This is a genomic window from Mesorhizobium sp. Cs1299R1N1 (assembly GCF_037179655.1).
In the GTDB taxonomy this organism is placed as follows: domain Bacteria; phylum Pseudomonadota; class Alphaproteobacteria; order Rhizobiales; family Rhizobiaceae; genus Mesorhizobium; species Mesorhizobium salmacidum.
In genome coordinates, this window is sequence record NZ_JAPYKR010000017.1 from 1 (window position 1) to 17,651 (window position 17,651).

The 17,651-nt window shown below is 58.2% G+C and carries 9 protein-coding genes; 3 read left to right on the top strand and 6 right to left on the bottom strand.

All coding sequences use genetic code 11. The features are described 5' to 3' along the window. Window positions 1-166: 166 nt before the first annotated feature. A complete protein-coding gene (locus O7A70_RS28615) occupies window positions 167-1,801 on the top strand; it encodes a hypothetical protein (RefSeq protein ID WP_337143345.1) in 1,635 nt (544 codons plus the stop codon). A gap of 496 nt (window positions 1,802-2,297) precedes the next feature. Here the strand turns inward: O7A70_RS28615 and O7A70_RS28620 are convergent, their stop codons facing one another. Beyond that, on the bottom strand, window positions 2,298-2,519 hold the full coding sequence (locus O7A70_RS28620) for a helix-turn-helix domain-containing protein (protein ID WP_337143346.1): 222 nt from the start codon (window positions 2,517-2,519) through the stop codon (window positions 2,298-2,300). A 432-nt stretch (window positions 2,520-2,951) separates the two neighbouring features. Here O7A70_RS28620 and O7A70_RS28625 point away from each other — a divergent pair, with 432 nt between their 5' ends. Then, entirely contained in the window at window positions 2,952-3,119 is a 168-nt protein-coding gene (locus O7A70_RS28625) for a type IV toxin-antitoxin system AbiEi family antitoxin domain-containing protein (RefSeq protein WP_337143434.1), read from the top strand. Window positions 3,120-3,527: 408 nt separating this feature from the next. Here the strand turns inward: O7A70_RS28625 and O7A70_RS28630 are convergent, their stop codons facing one another. The 5 genes from O7A70_RS28630 to O7A70_RS28650 form a co-directional block, all read right to left on the bottom strand. Further along, window positions 3,528-5,150: an ArnT family glycosyltransferase gene (locus O7A70_RS28630; protein WP_337143347.1), complete on the bottom strand. Its 1,623-nt coding sequence runs from the start codon at window positions 5,148-5,150 to the stop codon at window positions 3,528-3,530. 122 nt (window positions 5,151-5,272) lie between these two features. Further along, window positions 5,273-6,199, bottom strand: a complete 927-nt coding sequence (locus tag O7A70_RS28635) for a class I SAM-dependent methyltransferase (RefSeq protein ID WP_337143348.1) — start codon at window positions 6,197-6,199, stop codon at window positions 5,273-5,275. Then, entirely contained in the window at window positions 6,196-6,918 is a 723-nt protein-coding gene (locus O7A70_RS28640) for an HAD family hydrolase (RefSeq protein ID WP_337143349.1), read from the bottom strand. The genes O7A70_RS28635 and O7A70_RS28640 overlap by 4 nt, the downstream gene beginning before the upstream one ends. Then, the gene (locus O7A70_RS28645) at window positions 6,918-7,307 is read right to left on the bottom strand and encodes a GtrA family protein (RefSeq protein WP_337143350.1); all 390 of its coding nucleotides are present in this window, start codon (window positions 7,305-7,307) and stop codon (window positions 6,918-6,920) included. Before O7A70_RS28645 ends, O7A70_RS28640 begins: the two co-directional genes overlap by 1 nt. A gap of 5 nt (window positions 7,308-7,312) precedes the next feature. Then, complete coding sequence (locus O7A70_RS28650) at window positions 7,313-8,281, bottom strand: UbiA family prenyltransferase (protein ID WP_337143351.1); 969 nt, start codon at window positions 8,279-8,281, stop codon at window positions 7,313-7,315. A gap of 904 nt (window positions 8,282-9,185) precedes the next feature. On the opposite strand from O7A70_RS28650, the gene O7A70_RS28655 reads away from it, so the two are divergent. After that, entirely contained in the window at window positions 9,186-17,633 is an 8,448-nt protein-coding gene (locus O7A70_RS28655) for a calcium-binding protein (RefSeq protein ID WP_337143352.1), read from the top strand. Window positions 17,634-17,651: the final 18 nt, after the last annotated feature.

Genomic DNA, 17,651 nt, shown 5'->3' on the forward strand with positions numbered 1-17,651 from the left:
CAACGTAGCTGAACAACTCGCCAGTTCGATTGTCGCCACCGCGCACGTGTCATCTCCGAATCTCTTCGGAATTAGTGAATCACGGTCATCGACCTGCGGCGAGCACCTTTTTCAACAGCCTGCTAGGCAATTTAATTCCTGTTTGATCTTTCGCGGGGAGGGGTAGATGCAATCGAAATCGCGTTGGTGGATGGGGCCTCTGTCGCTGGCGGCTCTCGCCGCAGCTGGCGCCGACGAGACAGCCGCACAGGCACTCGATACCGATTTTCTTTTGACCCCGAAGCCGGCCCGCATCGAGCTTGCGTTTCCCGACATTGCAACGACGTCGTCCTACCGTGTCCGGTTGTCCGGCAGCAATGCGGAAGCGGACGACGTCGAGGCCGACCCGCCCATCGTGGGGCCGATCCTTTCCGGGGGCGCAGAGGCCTTGACACAGGCCGCGACGCCGACGGCGCCGTCGGTGACCAACAATGGCTGCTCTAAAATCAAGTCCAAGCAGCAATGCATGTTCGATATCCGGCTTCCTCCCGGACTGGCCCCAGGCAGCTATTCATGCGATGTGCTGGTGACCGGTAAGAATGGCGGGCAGTCGGTCAAGACGGTGAGCCTCGACATCCGCGCCTCGGCATGGTGGGCCGGCGTTGTGATTGCGCTCGGCGTGGCGCTGGGCGCGGCGGTGACGGACTGGCGCGGCACGGCGCGGCCGATCGTCAACAAACGCATCGAGGCGGCGCGCCTGCGCGAGGAAGCGCTGCACCTGGCCGCTTCGACCGGCCAGGTGTCGATGGCGAGGCGGGTGAGGCAACTGGCCCTCGACCTCAAGGTGCTCGACAGCGACATCCTCGCCGGCAAGGACGATCCGGCCAAGTTGCCGGAATACAGGGAGCGGCTCGATCTGCTCAACCGCGCCGACGCGCTGCTGCAGGCGGCCGCTGAGCCTAAGAACGGGGCGGCAGGCGTCTTCAGCCTGCTTGCGCAGCGCCTGGAAGCCGCTCTGGTCGCGGTCGAATGGAAGAAAGAGACGGTGACTGCTGCGGCAGATACGCTGAGCGCCGAACTCACCGGCTTCCAGCCGCTGTTTGCGGCGGCGCAGCGTTTCGACAAGCACGCGGGCGAGCTGAAGCAGGCTGTGGAATATCTGGGTGCTGCCGGCGAGACCACGCAGTGGAAGGCTGCGCTGGCGCTGCGCAAGGAGGCGTTTCAGCCGCTCCAGACTGATGGCGATGGCACGCAAACGACGACGCGGGCCAAGCCCCTGAATGAGGCAGCCGACATACTGGAAGCGATGCCGGCGACGATCGCGCCGATCATCATAGCCCAGCTGGACGGCGATATCGCCACGCAGCTTGTGGCAGCGTCGACCGATGACGAGAAGAAGAGCCTGCAAGGCCTGCAGACGCAGGTGGCGGCGCTCAAGTCGCGCGTGCCGGATGCGGCGGCGGTCGCGGAAGCCGGTCGCCTGGGGAAAGAACTGGCAAGCCTTTCCGGGCTGGAGGGGCTGGATGGCACGGTCGAGGTGCCGGCAATCGTGGAGGCCGGCAGCGGCCTGAAATTCGAGTGGTCGGACACGGCATTCCAGCCAGAAGCCGGCGCCACGCTGGCCGACCTCACCGATTCCAGGAAGGCCTGGGACCTCATGACCAACGCCATCGCGCTCGCCGGCATCGCTAGCGTCGGTGTGATGGTGCTGTGGGCGACCAACACGACATGGGGCAGCGTCCAGGACATCATCCTCGCATCGCTGGCCGGTGCCGGCACGCGGCTGTCGATCGGCAAGATCGGCCAGACGGCGCAGCAGTAGAGCCTACAGGTGGGGCGGCCGCCATCGCTCCGGGACCGTGCCGTGCTTTGGCTCAAGAGCCCGGCGACGTACGGACTCGCGATTTCACCAATATCGGCATCCCACGGTGCTATCCCTCCCGGCTGTGCGAGGAGGGCTGCTCGTGAAGTTCCGCTATGGGCAGTATTGAGCTGCTGGGTTGATGGCTACCTGACCTTCAGGGCACGCCGCCAGTGGCTGCGCTTTTCGGGGACAGAGCCGGCATCAGGTAATTCGTCATCCAACTCCGTGCAGAGTGAGCCGTCAGTAAATTATGGAAAACACATCATTTTCGTAATCGCCTGTGATTGTACATGACCTAGAATGCCAGAAGGGTACTGAGCGGGATCATTGTGGAACTTCCCTGCGTCATACGTTATCTCATTGAAAAATATTGATAATATCACGATGTCCAAAGGGGTTGGGAGTGCTTAATGGGGGCGGTACTAGATGGACCTTTGTGGCCGATCACACTCAATCACGGGCGTCCACGGTGAATCGCGTTGACGCCTCGGCAGGTAACCTTATTCTTTTGATCCCACATCTCAAGTTCATCAATCGGGTATAATACAGCTTTGCCGAGCTTGACGTATGCTGGTCCAATTCTCTTGGCCCGCCAATTTCGCAACGTTCCAAGAGAAATGCTTCCGCGATAGCGTTCTGAGACTTCCTTAGCTGTCAAAAATTTTCTGCCGTCCATCGGCCTCTCCAACATTCGACGTCGGGCGCGTGTTAGCAGGCCCAAGCATGTTCACGAACCGTGTGTCATCCAGTTGCACGCTCATGGGTGGGAATGTGGATGGGAAATGGAAGCCGCAATGTGGGGGAGTAGAAGCGGCGGATATGTCCGGATAGAAATCGGTGGAGGGGCGGCCGGCACCATCAGGTCGAGGATGTTCGTGCTTGTGGAAGTGGGAGGCGACGAGCCGGGGTCAGGCAATAGTGCGGAGTGAAAGGGGCTAAAGGCGGCGTTCGCAGTTTGACGTGAGACTGGCTCCCCGGGCCGCACGAAACTGCGAACTATGAGCTGCCGATCCCTCTCAAAACTACTCCAGAACCTTCCCTTAAGATTCGCAAGCGGGATCGCGAGCGCGCGGAGCGGATCCGGCTATCGGGCGGCCCAAGAATATCGCTGAGGCAACGGGCAGTCGCGCTCGCCCAAGAACAAGAGGTGGTGCGAACGCGCGACCTCACGAACATCGGTATTCCCCGTTGTTACCTAGCCCGGATGTGCAACGAGGGCCTGCTCATCAAGGTCGGATATGGAGCCTATCGCGCAGCAGATCAGGAAGCGACATGATTGGGTTGTGCCGCCGATATCGAGCCGAGCTACAGATAGTCGGGCAGGCGGTGCATCGCGATCAGGTTGGATAGTTGGTTTGAGGCGAGAGAGGAGACCGCTACATGGCGAGACCCACTATCGAGGAGGTGCTGTTCAACTTCCGGGTGCGATAGTCAGCAAGCATGAAAATGTCGCCAGATCCAGATACGCTACTACGCAAATCACACGCCTACTGTTCGACTCCGGCGTGGTGACGTGTGCCGCTGCTGTAACTGTACCGATGACTGTTAAAACGCCGGTCATCGGTGGCAGTCTCGGTGCTTACGACAGCGTTATCCTTCCGCGAATACTCCCGTAAACAGAGCCCTTTCAGGATCGCCGGTCCGTGGGGTGAATCCGAATGCGCGGAAACTGTCGCCTAAATCCTTAAGGCTCGATATCCGTGATAAGATTATCTTTAGGCGAATCCGCGCTTCCTCTGTCCCGCCCTGCGTCAAGGACATTCCCGATCCGCCAAACAGCACCCGTGTTGGATATTTCAGCCAACGGTTTCGTATGGCGATAGGAAGGGAAGGCGTCGACCGCGTCGTTGCCTGCCACCAAATAGACAGGGCAGGTCGCACATAGCGCGGCAGTCGCCTTTTGTTCACGCTCAAGAACCTCCTCGCTCTCGATCGCACGGATGACGTGGCGGCCCGAATAGTAGACGAACTCCATGCGGGAGTAGGGCGTGGCAATGATCGCATTCTCGGGCAACACCGCTTTGGACAATTCAGCCATTGCAATCATTTCATTGCTCGGCGTGAAATCGCCAATGGTGTCTCTAATGGTGGCATAGGACGACGATGCCACCAGAAATGGCGCCGCAAGGCAGACGAGCGCGCGGCGTCGTATCGTATCCCGCGCCTCCTGGAGAGACGGGTTCTCGTTGCGGCCGGTCGGCTCAGATGAACTCGCGCCTCGAAACGGAAGAAATCGCTCGCAAGACAATCCCACACCGCAGGCCGCGGCCGGTAACAGGATCAACATCTCATATTCGTGTATGCCCATGTGGTTGCGCATGAGAATTGACCACAAGAAGAACATGCTCAACGAGCCGAGATAAATCGCGATCGCCGGCCTTGGAAACTCGGCCGCCGCCCGGACGCAGGCCAGGCCGCCCGCGAGGCCAAGCATGCCAAGCATGCCAAGCGCCGGCAGGCGGCTCAGAATTCCGTGCCACACGTAAGTCGTCAAAGTGTCGGTCGGGTTCGGAAGGACTATGTCCTGCAGGTCATGCGGAGTGTAGTCCGGTGGATAGAGGGCCACGCTTTCGCCCGAGCGCAGCAAGGCCCGGTTCCACAACCGTTCGGCGAAGTGCGGATATTCGGACCCGTAAAGCAAGGCGATTGACAGCAGAGCCGCTGTGGCGGCGAAGCCGAGCAAAAGAAGCGCAAGCGTGGTTTGCCTATGACGATCCAGCAGCGCAAGAAAGCACAAGGCCGGGGCAGCCAGCAGTGGCTCCCAGGATGTCATTACGGCAAGAAAATACGCGACGGCACCGACGCTAAGCAGAATTTGCCGCCGAGAAGCATCGCCGCCGCGCGCGGCGGCCCCAGTGTTGCTTGCGAACAGAACCAGCGCGAGCAGGGTCAGCATGATGGCCAGGTGCAGATGCAGGCCGACAAAGCCAAAACTGAACATCATGGGGGCGCCGAGAAAGGCAAGCACAGCAAGGCTGGCCGCGGTTCTGTCGGACGACCGGTCGGCAAGGCTTCGCCAGATCAAGGCCGCCGACACCAGATTCAGGGTAACGGACAACAGATGCTGGATAACCGCACCCTCGCCAAGGAACCGGAACAACAAGGCGAGGAGGACCGGATAAAGCGGCGGCCAGTGAAGATAGGCGTCAGGTGAATCTGTAAGCGGCGCGTTGTTCTGTACCGGGACCAACCCCAGATCGAACAGGCCGATGACGTTGAATGTCCGAGCCATCACCGCGAAATGACTGCTGACCCAAGCGTATTCATAGTTGTAGGCGTCAAGCCGAACAGCGATCGTGGCGAGCACGATGACCGCCAAGCACCCGGCGAACTGAAGCAAGGTTATCGGAAGCCGCGATGGCGGAAGAACCCCTTCCTGCTCTGAAGCCGCGGGCAAGGCGGCATGCGCCCTATCGTCGCTTCTGTCCATCAAGCTGATCGGGCCTCGTCACTGCCATGAATGGGCTCGACTACAAACAGGATGGAATCGTAGAGGTTGAGCGGAACCGTCAATCGCATCAGGATCGACGGCGCTTTTAGCCGCCATCTCCGAGGGAGATAGGCCATGACGCGGTCCCATAGATAACCGGCGTTGAAGTACCAGCAGGGCCGCGATGCATGAACTGGTTTCAAACCCGCCGCATGGCATGCTCTTTCCAGCGTCGTCCGGTCGAAATATCCGATATGCGCCGCGCGGAAATGCCACCAGTTCTTGCCCATCAGGCGCGCCATCGCGGATTTCACATCAGGCGTAACCATGACCAGCTTTCCATCCGGAGCCATCACGTCGCGAATTGTTCGCAACAGGTCGACGGGGTCGGGAACATGTTCGATAACGTCGATGAGGCAGATCGCATCGAATGGTCCCACTACATCCCCGTGGGGCAGCACGCCACAGTGAAGCCGAAGCCCGCGTTCCTGCCCCAAGCCTGCGAGCCAACGTGACGGTTCCATGCCAACGGCGTAAAAACCGCGCTTTTCCGCCTCATCGAGCAGCAAGCCGATACCCGCGCCGACATCCAGAAGTCGTGCAGGAGCTGGCCGGAATTTCTCTAGAATCTCAAGCAGCTTACGCGCTTGCAACGCGCGCGGCCCTGCGGTCAGAGCGTATCCCGGGTCTTCCATATCCTGGTAAAGTTCAAGGACGCCGCTGACGTCAGGGCATTGCAGGAAGCCGCATGAATCGCAGCGGAAGATTGCGGCAGTTATCCCGTAATTGGCATCCGTTATGGCGACAGCGTTCGCGGTCATCTTCTCGGCGATCGTAGAGGGGCGAAATAGCTTCGTGCGGAGGGAACCGCAAACCCAGCACGACGCAGCGCGGACTCCATCCGGCTTGTGCGCGACATCCATCATGAAAATATCCCTGGGCGCTGGAAACGGAACCCAGCCCGGCGCAGCGTCCGTTCAGACGACGCGGACCAGTTCAGCACCGGCAAACCGTTTGCTTCGGCTAGTCTGCGCATCGCGGGCTTGGGGTTGACCACATAGCCGACGTCGGCGACAGCCAGGAGCGGCAGGTCGCTTGCGTGATCTGAATAGGCGATGACCTGCGTCTCATGCGTATCCATTGCCAGAAGGGCTTTCAGCCTTGCAACCTTGCTCGCGCCATAACAATTCTCGCCATCGAGCCTCCCACCCCGGGTCTTCGACGCGATGACATCGTCGAATCTCAGATGTCGCGCGATCACGTCGACGTAAAGATCGAGGCTCGCGCTTATGAGGATCAGCCTGTCACCACGAGTGCGGTGCGCCTCGATCGAGGCGAGGGCGCCGGGCAAAAGGCCGCCTCTGACGACAGCCGCGGCAAACTCGGCGCTATGGTCCGCCAGTGCTTTGCGGCTGGCCCCGCCGCATATAGCGGCAAGGAATTTCTGCTTGGCAAAGCTGTTGCCGCAAAGCCCGCTCCGGAAAGCCAGCGCATAAAACGGCAGCAGGCCGCAACGAAATACGCGCCAGGGGTTCCTGGCTAGGAAGCCCAGGAGAAAGGGCACGAAAGTATCGGAACGCGTGATCGTGCCGTCCAGATCGTAGACGGCTATGACGGCTCTCCCGGCTGGAGCTCCCTCGGTCATCACCGCGCTGCGGAATCATAGGCGTTGAAGGTGTAGAACCGATTGGCCGCGAAATTGAACACGGTTACCAGCATGATGGCCGTGGCCTGTGCCAGGAGATACGGAAGCCCGGTTGCCAGCCCGGTGTAGAACACGCCCGAATTGATCGCCAGGCCAAGACTTGTAACGATCAGGTAGCGCGTCAGTGCCAGGCGGTGCTCATCCCCGGACCGAAAGACCCATCGATGTTGGAAGTAGTAATTGAAGGGGATGGCAGCGCAAAATCCGATGACGGAGGCAACAGTCTTTCTCACGTCGGCCAGCTCCACCAACGCAATCAGGATGGCATAGTGGATTGCGACCGCTCCGAGGCCGACAGCCCCGTAACGCGCGATCTGGCTGGTCGGCATGACCCTCAATTGCCCATACCCAGGCCAAGCTGCCGCCCATCGAGCAACGGATAGAGAAAAGGCATGTCGACAAGCTGCATTACGGCCACCGCCGCAGCCAGGAAGCCGACATAGGCCATGAAAGGCATCTCCCGAAAGAGCTTCTCGGGCCGCTGCGCCGCCGATCCGTCCTTCATGCCGATGGAAAGGTACCAGACGAAGAGGATGGCGAAGAGCGGAAACGACAGGACAAATTCGATCCTGTGCTTGATGAGGAAGATTGCCAGGAAGAAACTGGCGGTGATTGCGTAGAAAAATCCCGAAAGGAGCAGCGTCTTCTCCGTGTATCCAGCAAAGGAACGTCGGTAGAGGCTGGCCCGCTGCGGATCGCCAATGAAGCGGAATTCCGCGTACCGTTTGATGGCCATGAGAAAGGCCCCACCCATCCAGTAAGCCATCAGCACGGACGATGGAGGGAAACTGCCGTCAACGACGATGAACCAGCCGAGAAGCAGCCGGAGAGGATTGTTGACGGATTCGGAAAGCACGTCGAGATACGTCCGGTCCTTGGTCCGGAACGGGTGTACATTGTAGAAGATCCCCATCATCAGAAGAACATTGCTGGCCAGGAAGAAATCTCGCGACACCACGGACGCCAAACCGAGCCCTACGACCGCAAGAACGACATACTGTGCAAAAACCTGGTGCGCGGCCAACCTGCCTTGGGCCGCCGACCGCGTATGCTTTAGCGGATGATGGCGGTCGGATTCCGCGTCCAGCCATTCGTTGATCGTGTAGTTGGCGGAAGCAACCATGCAGGTAGAGACAAGACCGATCAGGATCGCGAAAGCAAGATCCGGGCGAGCCTCCGGCACGGAAAGCAGCCCAATGGCGAGGCCCGGGATCATGAAAACGTTCTTGAACCAATGATCGGGACGCGCGATTGCGACCAGATCGGCAAGCGGAATTCGTACGGCCGTTTTGAGCGCCTGCATGGTGTGCCTCAGTTGCAGAGATCGAGGAGTTCTGCGAACGACGACAAGTGTCCTCCTCCCGCACTAACGTTTGAGACTTAAGATTTTGCGAATTCGCAAATAGAACGTGCCGATATGCAACATGACGAAAGTATCAATTAGAGGAGACTAATAAGCAGAGAACAAATCTTCTTGATAAGTCCCCTCCCAGGCTCTTAACAGGCCATCACGGATGTGTTACCGATTTACTTGCGGGGGTACTGCACCTTTCATCGTCGCAGACCCAGAAAAGCGGCGGGTACTTCATGGTGCCGGGCCTGTATGGCATTGGTGAGTTTAGCATGTGCCGAGATTTTTTGGGGGAGGCCGGTGCGAACCTGGTTCTCGTTTATGTGAGTCCTAAACCAACGCTGGAATTCGAAAGCGAAAAAGTCCGTCGCGCACGCTTACCTCCGAGTCGGCGAGGCCTATCACGCAGAGAAGTAATGGCTGGAAGCAATTGAGGTGTATATTTTAGAAGGAAGACATAGACTCAAACTGAAGTTCGCAGGCGCGCTTGCGATTCTAGCCTGTGTCGCTGTTTATTTGTTCGGATACGAGTCAACGGCTACTGGCTACAAGTACTTGTGCGCAACGGCTATAGATACCGCTTTCGTATACGCTTATTTGGTCATAAGAAAGGAGCCGGATAGCCGATTTTCTTCTGAACTCAAGTCGACGACTCTCAGAAATTCTTCTGCTCCGGGTATAATTTTTATAGTTGCAGTTGTTTTGTTCACATTTGGTCACATTTTTTTTATCAATTCACTCTTCGCGAAATTCGATTCATTCTTTTACCTGTACATATGGATGTTTGTGATATATGCCTTATTTCCTGAGCTATACTTCTTGTCAAGGTAAGCATAACATGCGGGGGAACAAATAAATGGCAGAGCCGTTTGAATACGTGCTTAATTTTCCGGGTCGTCCAAGCCTTACATTTGATGGTCACTCGGGGCAATTGACGACGGATCTCAATGATACCGACGCATTGTTTTGGTTGAATGAGCTGTCCGGCGCGTTCAAAGCTATCGGAAAAGCGTTCCCGATAATATCAGCAGCTACCGGACCATCAGTGAAAATCGTGACCACAATTAATTTTGTGGCGGCCGCCGCAGATGGCGCTAATGGCGCCACGGCAAAAGACACACTACAGATAGTAACTGCCGACATAGCGTCGATGATGTTCAATATATCGGCAGGTGAACTAATCGGGTCTGCGCTGGTAAGAATTTTGCCGATTTTTCTCGAATTGACCCCGCCGGGTGCTATTCTATTGGGTATAGCCTTGGCGTTTGGCCTGGTTGCTGGACTTCAATTCGAGAAATTGATTGATGAGTATATTCAGAAGATATTCGGTGGCGCCGAAGGCGTGGCCTATGATTTGGGATTTTTTCTTGGAGGTGTATACGCTCATGTTATGAGCTCACTCTTCAACGAAAAGCATGACCCGCTCATTCTCGACCTCAACGGAGACGGCATCCATCTCTCCCCACTCGATGGCTCTACGGTCCATTTCGACTTTGACGGCGACGGCTTTGCCGAGCTCACCGGCTGGGTGTCGGCCGATGATGGCATTCTGGTTCGCGACGTCAACGGCAACGGTGTCGTCGACAGTGCGTCCGAGCTCTTCGGCTCGTCCACACAGGACGGTTTCGCCGTCCTTGAGACGTTCGACACGAATGGTGACGGCAAGATCGATGCCTCCGACGCAGTGTTCAGCACGCTCAGGGTGTGGCGGGACCTCGACCAGGATGGTGTTGCCGATGCCGGCGAGATGATGACGCTGGCCGAGGCTGGCATCGTCTCGATTTCGTTGACCCGAACCGATGTCGCCGGGACCAGCGCAGGCCATGATGTCGGCTATGAAGCTGTGTTCACCCGCGCCGACGGCACGACCGGATCCACGCAGACGATTTACTTTCAAACTGACCGGCAGGACACACGCACCGACAACACGCCCGCCTTTACACCGGCCGAAGATGTCGACAAGCTGCCGCAACTGCCGGGCTCCGGCCAGATCAATTCGATCGCCTGGAAGGCAACGCAGGATGCCGCGTTCAAGGCCGATTGGACGGCGCTGACCGACGCAGCGGCGACACTATCGCCGGAGCAATTGCGTTCCGCCTTCGAGGATCTGTTGCTGCGGTGGGCATCCGTTGACGGGACCGCCGAGGGCGGACGTGGGAAATATGTCGACGCCCAGCATTTGGCCTTCGTCGAAAAATTCTTCGGTGTCGAATACAAAGAGATGTACGCTGGCGGACAGCTCTCCACTTCACCGACGACGCAACAGTTCGGCGCCAACATCGAAGCGAGTTTCAACCAAATCGTCGACGTCATGCTGACGGCTTTCCTAGCCCAGACTGCGGGAAGCACGATCGCGCGTGGTGGCGATTTGCTGGCTGCGTTGGAAAGCCCCTATTTTTTCTATGCCTTGCTCGATTTTCGACACGAATGGCCGGCAGGCACCGAGCCGCCGGAGACGCCTGGCAATGTCGGCATGGTGCTCGATCTCATCAAGGGGATGATGCCAGACGCGACCGGAGCGGCGGCGAGCTATCTGGTCAAGACGATGTCAGGGCTGGACGGGGTTGTATCGATCGCCTTCAATGGCGACCATGCCGCCTATCTGACGACGGCCAACACCGTACTGTCTACGATTGCCGATCATGATTTGCGGCTGATCGCGACTGAAATCGCCGGCGGCACAGCGGTGCTTGGAACGGAAGGCGCGGACGGCATGGTCCGTGCCGAGGGCGATAATATTTTCATCGGCGGCAAGGGGGACGATCTGCTTGTGTCGGGCGCCGGCAGCGATCTGTTCGTCTATACGCGCGGCGACGGCACCGACTACATTCGCGATACGTCGACCTCACTGGTCGAAAAAGACACGCTGTTCCTCACCAATCTGGCGGCCACGGATCTCACTTTTGAACGGATCGGAGATACCCTGATCCTGAAAATTTCGGGCTCGAGCGAGAAAGTAATATCCGAGGATTTCTTCGCCAACTGGGGAACGAAGAATCTTGGCATCGACCAGATTCGTTTCGCCGACGGCACGCTGATGGATCGCGAGGCGATCCGCAGCCACACGACGACTGTTGGCGATGGCCGAGACAACCTTGTCCAGGATTCTGCGCTCAACGACGTGCTGCAGGGCGGCAGGGGTGACGACGAAATCAGGATCAGCGGCGGCAACGACACCATCCTCTATGCCGCGGGCGACGGGTTCGATTTCATCAACGACACCAGCGGCGTCAAGACCGAGGTCGACAGGCTTGTGCTCGCCAACATGATGCCATCCGACGTCGAGCTGTCGCGCGTCGGAAATGCGCTGACGATCAAGATCCTGGCGACCGGGGAAGTCGTCACCGACCAGATGTTCTTCTACCAAAGCGGCGCTCCCTACCAGTTGAACGACTGGAATGATTATGGACGCGGCATCGACAGGATCCAGTTTGCCAACGGTGCGGTGTGGGACCGGCAGACGATTGTAAAGGAAGCCTGGGTCCGCGGTGACGACAAGGCGAACGGCCTCTCCGGTTCGGCGCTCAATGACACGTTCACCAGCGGTCGCGGCAACGACACTATGGATGGCGGCACCGGTGCCGATACCTACATCTGGAAGAAGGGCGATGGCAGCGACTACATCGTCGACAACGTCAACAATTCAGCTGAGATCGACAAGCTTGTTCTGAAGGATGTCTATGTTAGCGACGTAAAATTCTCTTATAGCGGCGATAATCTGCAGATTAGTGTGCAATCCACCGGAGAGGTCATATCGGTAAGTGGGTTCTTCAGTTCGGCCGACAATCTTCAAGAGGATTGGGCTCTGACCGCATATGGAATCGATCAGATAACATTCGCTGGCGGGACGACGCTGAACAGGGAACAGATATTCCACAAGACTGGAGAGGATTATCTTGGCCGCAAGTTTTATACACACTCTCTATACGTCGACGGTAATCTGCAATGGTCCTATTTCACCGATGAATTCGGCAATTCCGGCCACATAGTTGGCGGAGCACCTGGGGTTGGCGATAATGATATCTTTTCGGGCTATGTCGATGCCCAGGGCAATGACAACTACAACAACGTATTTCACGCAGTAGCAGGTCACAATTCGGTAACCGGTGGCAGCGGCAATGACTTTTTCACAGGCGGCGCGGGTAACGATTCCTTGGTGGGCCGCGGCGGTGACGACATTCTTTTCGGCGACGCACCGTTAGCTGGATATGGAAGCTCCGCCACGCCGGACGCGGCCGGAAATGATTACCTCGACGGCGGTGACGGCAACGATCTTCTATACGGCGGCAAGGGAGATGACACGCTGATAGGCGGAGCCGGGACCGACCACCTGATGGGCGGGGACGGTTCGGATACCTTGATGGACTGGGGCGTCGAGAACGACACGTTCGATGGCGGCAAGGGCGACGACTTCATGCAGTCCGGGATTGTCCGTGGAACAGTGTTCAACGGCAGCAATACCGGAAACGACACCTTCCTTTATCGCCTCGGAGATGGAAACGACGTTATTGCGGACTCCTCAGCATCTCTCACGGAAATAGACCGACTGGTCCTCTCCGACATAAACTCTGATCAGGTGGAACTCTCCTTCAGCGGCACCAGCCTCGTCATAAGGATGCTGCAGACGAACGAAACCGTCATCAGCGAGGATTTTCTCTATCTCGACGGAACGACGGGCGCGGGAATAGATCAAATCGAGTTCGCCAGCGGCATCACATGGAGCCGGTCCCAGATTCGCAGCCACGCTGAGGCGACGTGGCTGCGCGGCACGAGCTCACATGACTGGCTGCAGGACAAATCCGCATGGGGTCAGACTTTCTATGGCGGACTCGGCGACGACGTCATTGTCTCCGCGAATGCTCGTGGTATCCTGAACAACTATGCCTGGAACGGCAGCGATACGTTCGTCTACGGCCGTGGGGACGGCAACGACGTGATCTTTGACGGGTCTTCGTCGACGGTTGAGATCGACAAGCTCGTCTTCACCGACATCAACGACGATGAAGTCCAAATCTCGAAGTCTGGCAATGACCTGCTCATCAAGGACATTGTGACCGGGCAGGTGATCACCAATGAGGGTTTCTTCTGGGGTTCGGGCGGTCAGGGTGTCGATGCTTTGCAATTCGCCAACGGTGTCATCTGGGACAGGGCAGCTATGGGAGAAAAGCTGTGGTATCAGGGCACCAATACCAACGACACGCTTCAGAGCGCCTATATCGCAAACGAGACCTTTGTCGGTGGTCTGGGCGATGATCTGATTATCTCAGCCAATGGGCGAGGCAACAGCAACAACGGCGCTGCCAACGGCAATGATACCTTCATATACACTTTGGGCGACGGAAACGACCAGATCTATGAAGGCTCGCGGTCGCTCGCAGAGACGGATACGTTAGTCCTCAAAGGGATCAATCCTGAGGATGTTGCGCTCGCCACGGACGGATATAGCGTCTACATAACAATTATCCCAACCGGGCAGAGAATTCTCGATGAGGGCGCTTTCTGGGGACGGCCAACGCTCGGGCAAGGGCTAGATCGCTTCGAATTCGCCGATGGCACGGTCTGGAATCGTGAGGATATTCGTTTCTGGGCTCAGGAAGGCTCAGCCTTCTTCGCGGGCGGCGGTGGTGACGACACCATTATCGGTTCCTATCTGGATCAGCGCATCGAAGGTGGCCGCGGCAACGATTTCATAGACGGGAAGGGAGGCGCCGACCTGATCTTCGGTGATACCGGCAACGACACGCTTTCGTTGAGCATTGCCGAGCCCGGCGATGTCAATGCGCTCGACGGTGGAGCAGGCACCGATATTGCGACATTCGAGAATTTCGGCGCGGCGATCCGCGTCGACCTCGTTGAAAACCAGGGCGAGGCCAAGACAAGCGACGCTCCGTCGTTACAGGTCGGAACATTGCGGCTTGTGGCCACTTTGAGAGGTCTTGAGAACGTCACTGGAACCACGTTCGACGACGAGATTCATGGCGACTCCTCCGACAACCAGCTCGTCGGCGGTGCGGGTAACGATTTCCTCGACGGACGGTCCGGCAACGACATCTTGCTGGGTGGCTTGGGCAATGACACGCTCGACGGCTATATCGGCAATGACACCCTGGTTGGAGGCGCGGGCAACGACACGCTGACCGGTGGTCTCGGCAATGACGTCTATGACTATACGCGCGGCGACGGCAACGATGCGATCTTCGAGACGCAGGTCGAAACGGGTTCGAACGATCGGATTCGGTTGCACAACGTTGATCCGGCCAAAGTCAGCTTCTCACGCCTGAACGGCAGCCTTGTCATCCAGATCGCCGGGAGTGCTCCCGGTGTTGTCGATGCAGGTAGCCTGACCGTCGCTGCACCTCAAAACGGCAACCTTCACTACGACCAGTATGGCATCGAGGTCATCGAGTTCGACAACGGGGTGATTTGGAATGGAGACATTCTTCGGCAAATGTCGGTGTCGGATTCGGCAACTGATGGCGATGATATCCTGGTTGGTAGTGCCGCCTCGGGCATAATGCACGGTGGCAAGGGCAATGATGCGCTGAACGGGGCTGGCGGCGATGACGCTTATGTCTATGCCCGTGGTGACGGCAATGACACCATCACCGAGGATACCTGGAACGGTGCCAATGACAGGCTAATGTTCACCGATCTCAATGCGTCCAATGTAACACTGGTGCGCAACGGCAACGACGTGACGGTGGTGATCGCCGAGAGCGCACCGGGCGCTGGCGACGGCGGCTCGGTGCTGCTGAAGAACAGCCTCGACGACGCATCCTATCAGGGCGTGGAGAAGGTCGTCTTCGCCGACGGCAGCACCTGGACCAGAGGCCAAGTGCGTCAGTTCGTGCTGGATCAGGCCGCGACTTCCGGCAGTGACACCATCACCGGCTTCAACACAGCCGATACGCTTCATGGCAACGGCGGCAATGATGCGCTGAACGGGGCTGGCGGCGATGACGCTTATGTCTATGCCCGTGGTGACGGCAATGACACCATCACCGAGGACACCTGGAACGGTGCCAATGACAGGCTGCTGTTCACCGATCTCAATGCGTCCGACGTGACGCTGGTGCGTAACGGCAACGACGTGACGGTGGTGATCGCCGAGAGCGCACTGGGTGCTGGCGACGGCGGCTCGGTGCTGCTGAAGAACAGTCTCGACGACGCATCCTATCAGGGCGTGGAGAAGGTCGTCTTTGCCGACGGCTCGTCATGGACGAGGGCTCAACTGCGCGATATTTGCCTTACCAGCACAGCAGCCGACGATACCCTTATCGGTTTCAAGGGTGACGACACGTTCCGCTATGCCCGTGGTGATGGTAACGACACCATCATCGAGGATACCTGGAACGGTGCCAATGACAGGCTCGTCTTCAGCGGCATCAATGCGTCCGACGTGACACTGGTGCGCAACGGCAACGACGTGACGGTGGTGGTCGCCGAGAGCGCACTGGGTGCTGGCGACGGCGGCTCGGTGCTGCTGAAGAACAGCCTTGACGACGCTGGTTACCAGGGCGTGGAAAGCATCGTCTTCGCCAATGGCACCACCTGGACCCGGGCCGATATCCGGGTCGCGCTGCTCGATCAGGCCGCCACTGCCGGCAATGACACTATCGTCGGCTTCAACACCGCCGACACGGTCCACGGCAAGGCCGGCAACGACACGATGAACGGCGCTGGCGGCGACGACACCTATGTCTATGCCCGCGGCGATGGCAACGATACCATCACCGAGGATGCCTGGAACGGCACCAACGACACTCTGCTGTTCACTGATCTCAATGCGTCCAATGTAACACTGGTGCGCAACGGCAACGACGTGACGGTGGTGGTCGCCGAGAGCGCACCGGGAGCCGCCGATGGCGGTTCGGTGCTGCTGAAGAACAGCCTCGACGACGCTGGCTACCAGGGCGTGGAGAAGGTCGTCTTCGCCGACGGCAGCACCTGGACCAGAGGCCAAGTGCGTCAGTTCGTGCTGGATCAGGCCGCGACTTCCGGCAGTGACACCATCACCGGCTTCAACACAGCCGATACGCTTCACGGCAACGGCGGCAATGATGCGCTGAACGGGGCTGGCGGCGATGACGCTTATGTCTATGCCCGTGGTGACGGCAATGACACCATCACCGAGGACACCTGGAACGGTGCCAATGACAGGCTAATGTTCACCGATCTCAATGCGTCCGACGTGACGCTGGTGCGCAACGGCAACGACGTGACGGTGGTGATCGCCGAGAGCGCACCGGGCGCTGGCGACGGCGGCTCGGTGCTGCTCAAGAACAGCCTCAACGACGCATCCTATCAGGGCGTGGAGAAGGTCGTCTTCGCCGACGGCACCACTTGGACGAGAGCGGATATGGTTGATCGGATCAACTCTACCGTCAGCTATTCCTCCAATTCCGGTTTGGTAACCGTCGATCTCGACCTAGGCACGGCGATGGTGAACAAAGCGGACATCGTGGGGCAATATGTTCGCCTTTACCAGACCAATGGGAACTATCTGCATCTTGCGGAAGTGGAGGTATTCGAGAACGGCCAAAACATCGCCCCGAACGGCACTGCGAGCCAAAAAACCACAGGCTGGGGAGGTGATGCCAGCCGCGCCAATGATGGGAACACCGACGGGAATTTCAGTCACGGCTCGGTAAGCCACACGGGCACGCCCGACGTTGGGGAATGGTGGCAGGTCGATCTTGGCCGAGCCGCTACAATCGACAAGATCGTCGTGTTCAACTGGCCAGATTTTTCATATCGGCTCAGCGACTTTGACATCGTCGTGACCAGCCAACCCCTGTCAGCATCTGCAACGCTACAGGATGCGATCTCGCAGCCTGGGGCTCAATCCGTGCACTACGCCGGTACATTTCCCATAAGCGACACCGTGTTCGCGGCAAGCAGCACGCAGACGCTGACGAATATCAAGCACGTCACTGGCACCGCTTTCGACGACACACTGCTTGGAAATTCATCTGCCAACAGCCTGTTTGGCGGCCAGGGAAACGATGTCATCGAGGGCCGTGGCGGTCAGGATGTGCTGTCGGGCGGCGCGGGAGACGACACTTTCATTTTCCACGTCAATTTCGGACCAGACACGATTGTCGACTTCACAGCCGGTGCCGGTTCTGCAGACGTCATCGAATTCGCCGACAATGTTTTCGACGACTTCGCTTCGGTTCTTGCCTCGGCTACACAGGTCGGCGCCGACACGGTGATCACGCACGACGCCAGCAATGTCCTGACCCTGAAGAACGTTGCCCTGGCAAATCTTCATCAGGACGATTTCCAGTTCATCGCCGCCTGATGTCTGAACTGGAAAGAA

Bases quoted from the DNA above. Each gene is read 5' to 3' on its own strand.
- O7A70_RS28655 (WP_337143352.1), top strand. From the start codon at position 9,186: ATGGCAGAGCCGTTTGAATACGTGCTTAATTTTCCGGGTCGTCCAAGC.
- O7A70_RS28640 (WP_337143349.1), bottom strand. From the start codon at position 6,918: ATGACCGAGGGAGCTCCAGCCGGGAGAGCCGTCATAGCCGTCTACGAT.
- O7A70_RS28615 (WP_337143345.1), top strand. From the start codon at position 167: ATGCAATCGAAATCGCGTTGGTGGATGGGGCCTCTGTCGCTGGCGGCT.
- O7A70_RS28645 (WP_337143350.1), bottom strand. From the start codon at position 7,307: ATGCCGACCAGCCAGATCGCGCGTTACGGGGCTGTCGGCCTCGGAGCG.
- O7A70_RS28635 (WP_337143348.1), bottom strand. From the start codon at position 6,199: ATGATGGATGTCGCGCACAAGCCGGATGGAGTCCGCGCTGCGTCGTGC.
- O7A70_RS28650 (WP_337143351.1), bottom strand. From the start codon at position 8,281: ATGCAGGCGCTCAAAACGGCCGTACGAATTCCGCTTGCCGATCTGGTC.
- O7A70_RS28620 (WP_337143346.1), bottom strand. From the start codon at position 2,519: ATGGACGGCAGAAAATTTTTGACAGCTAAGGAAGTCTCAGAACGCTAT.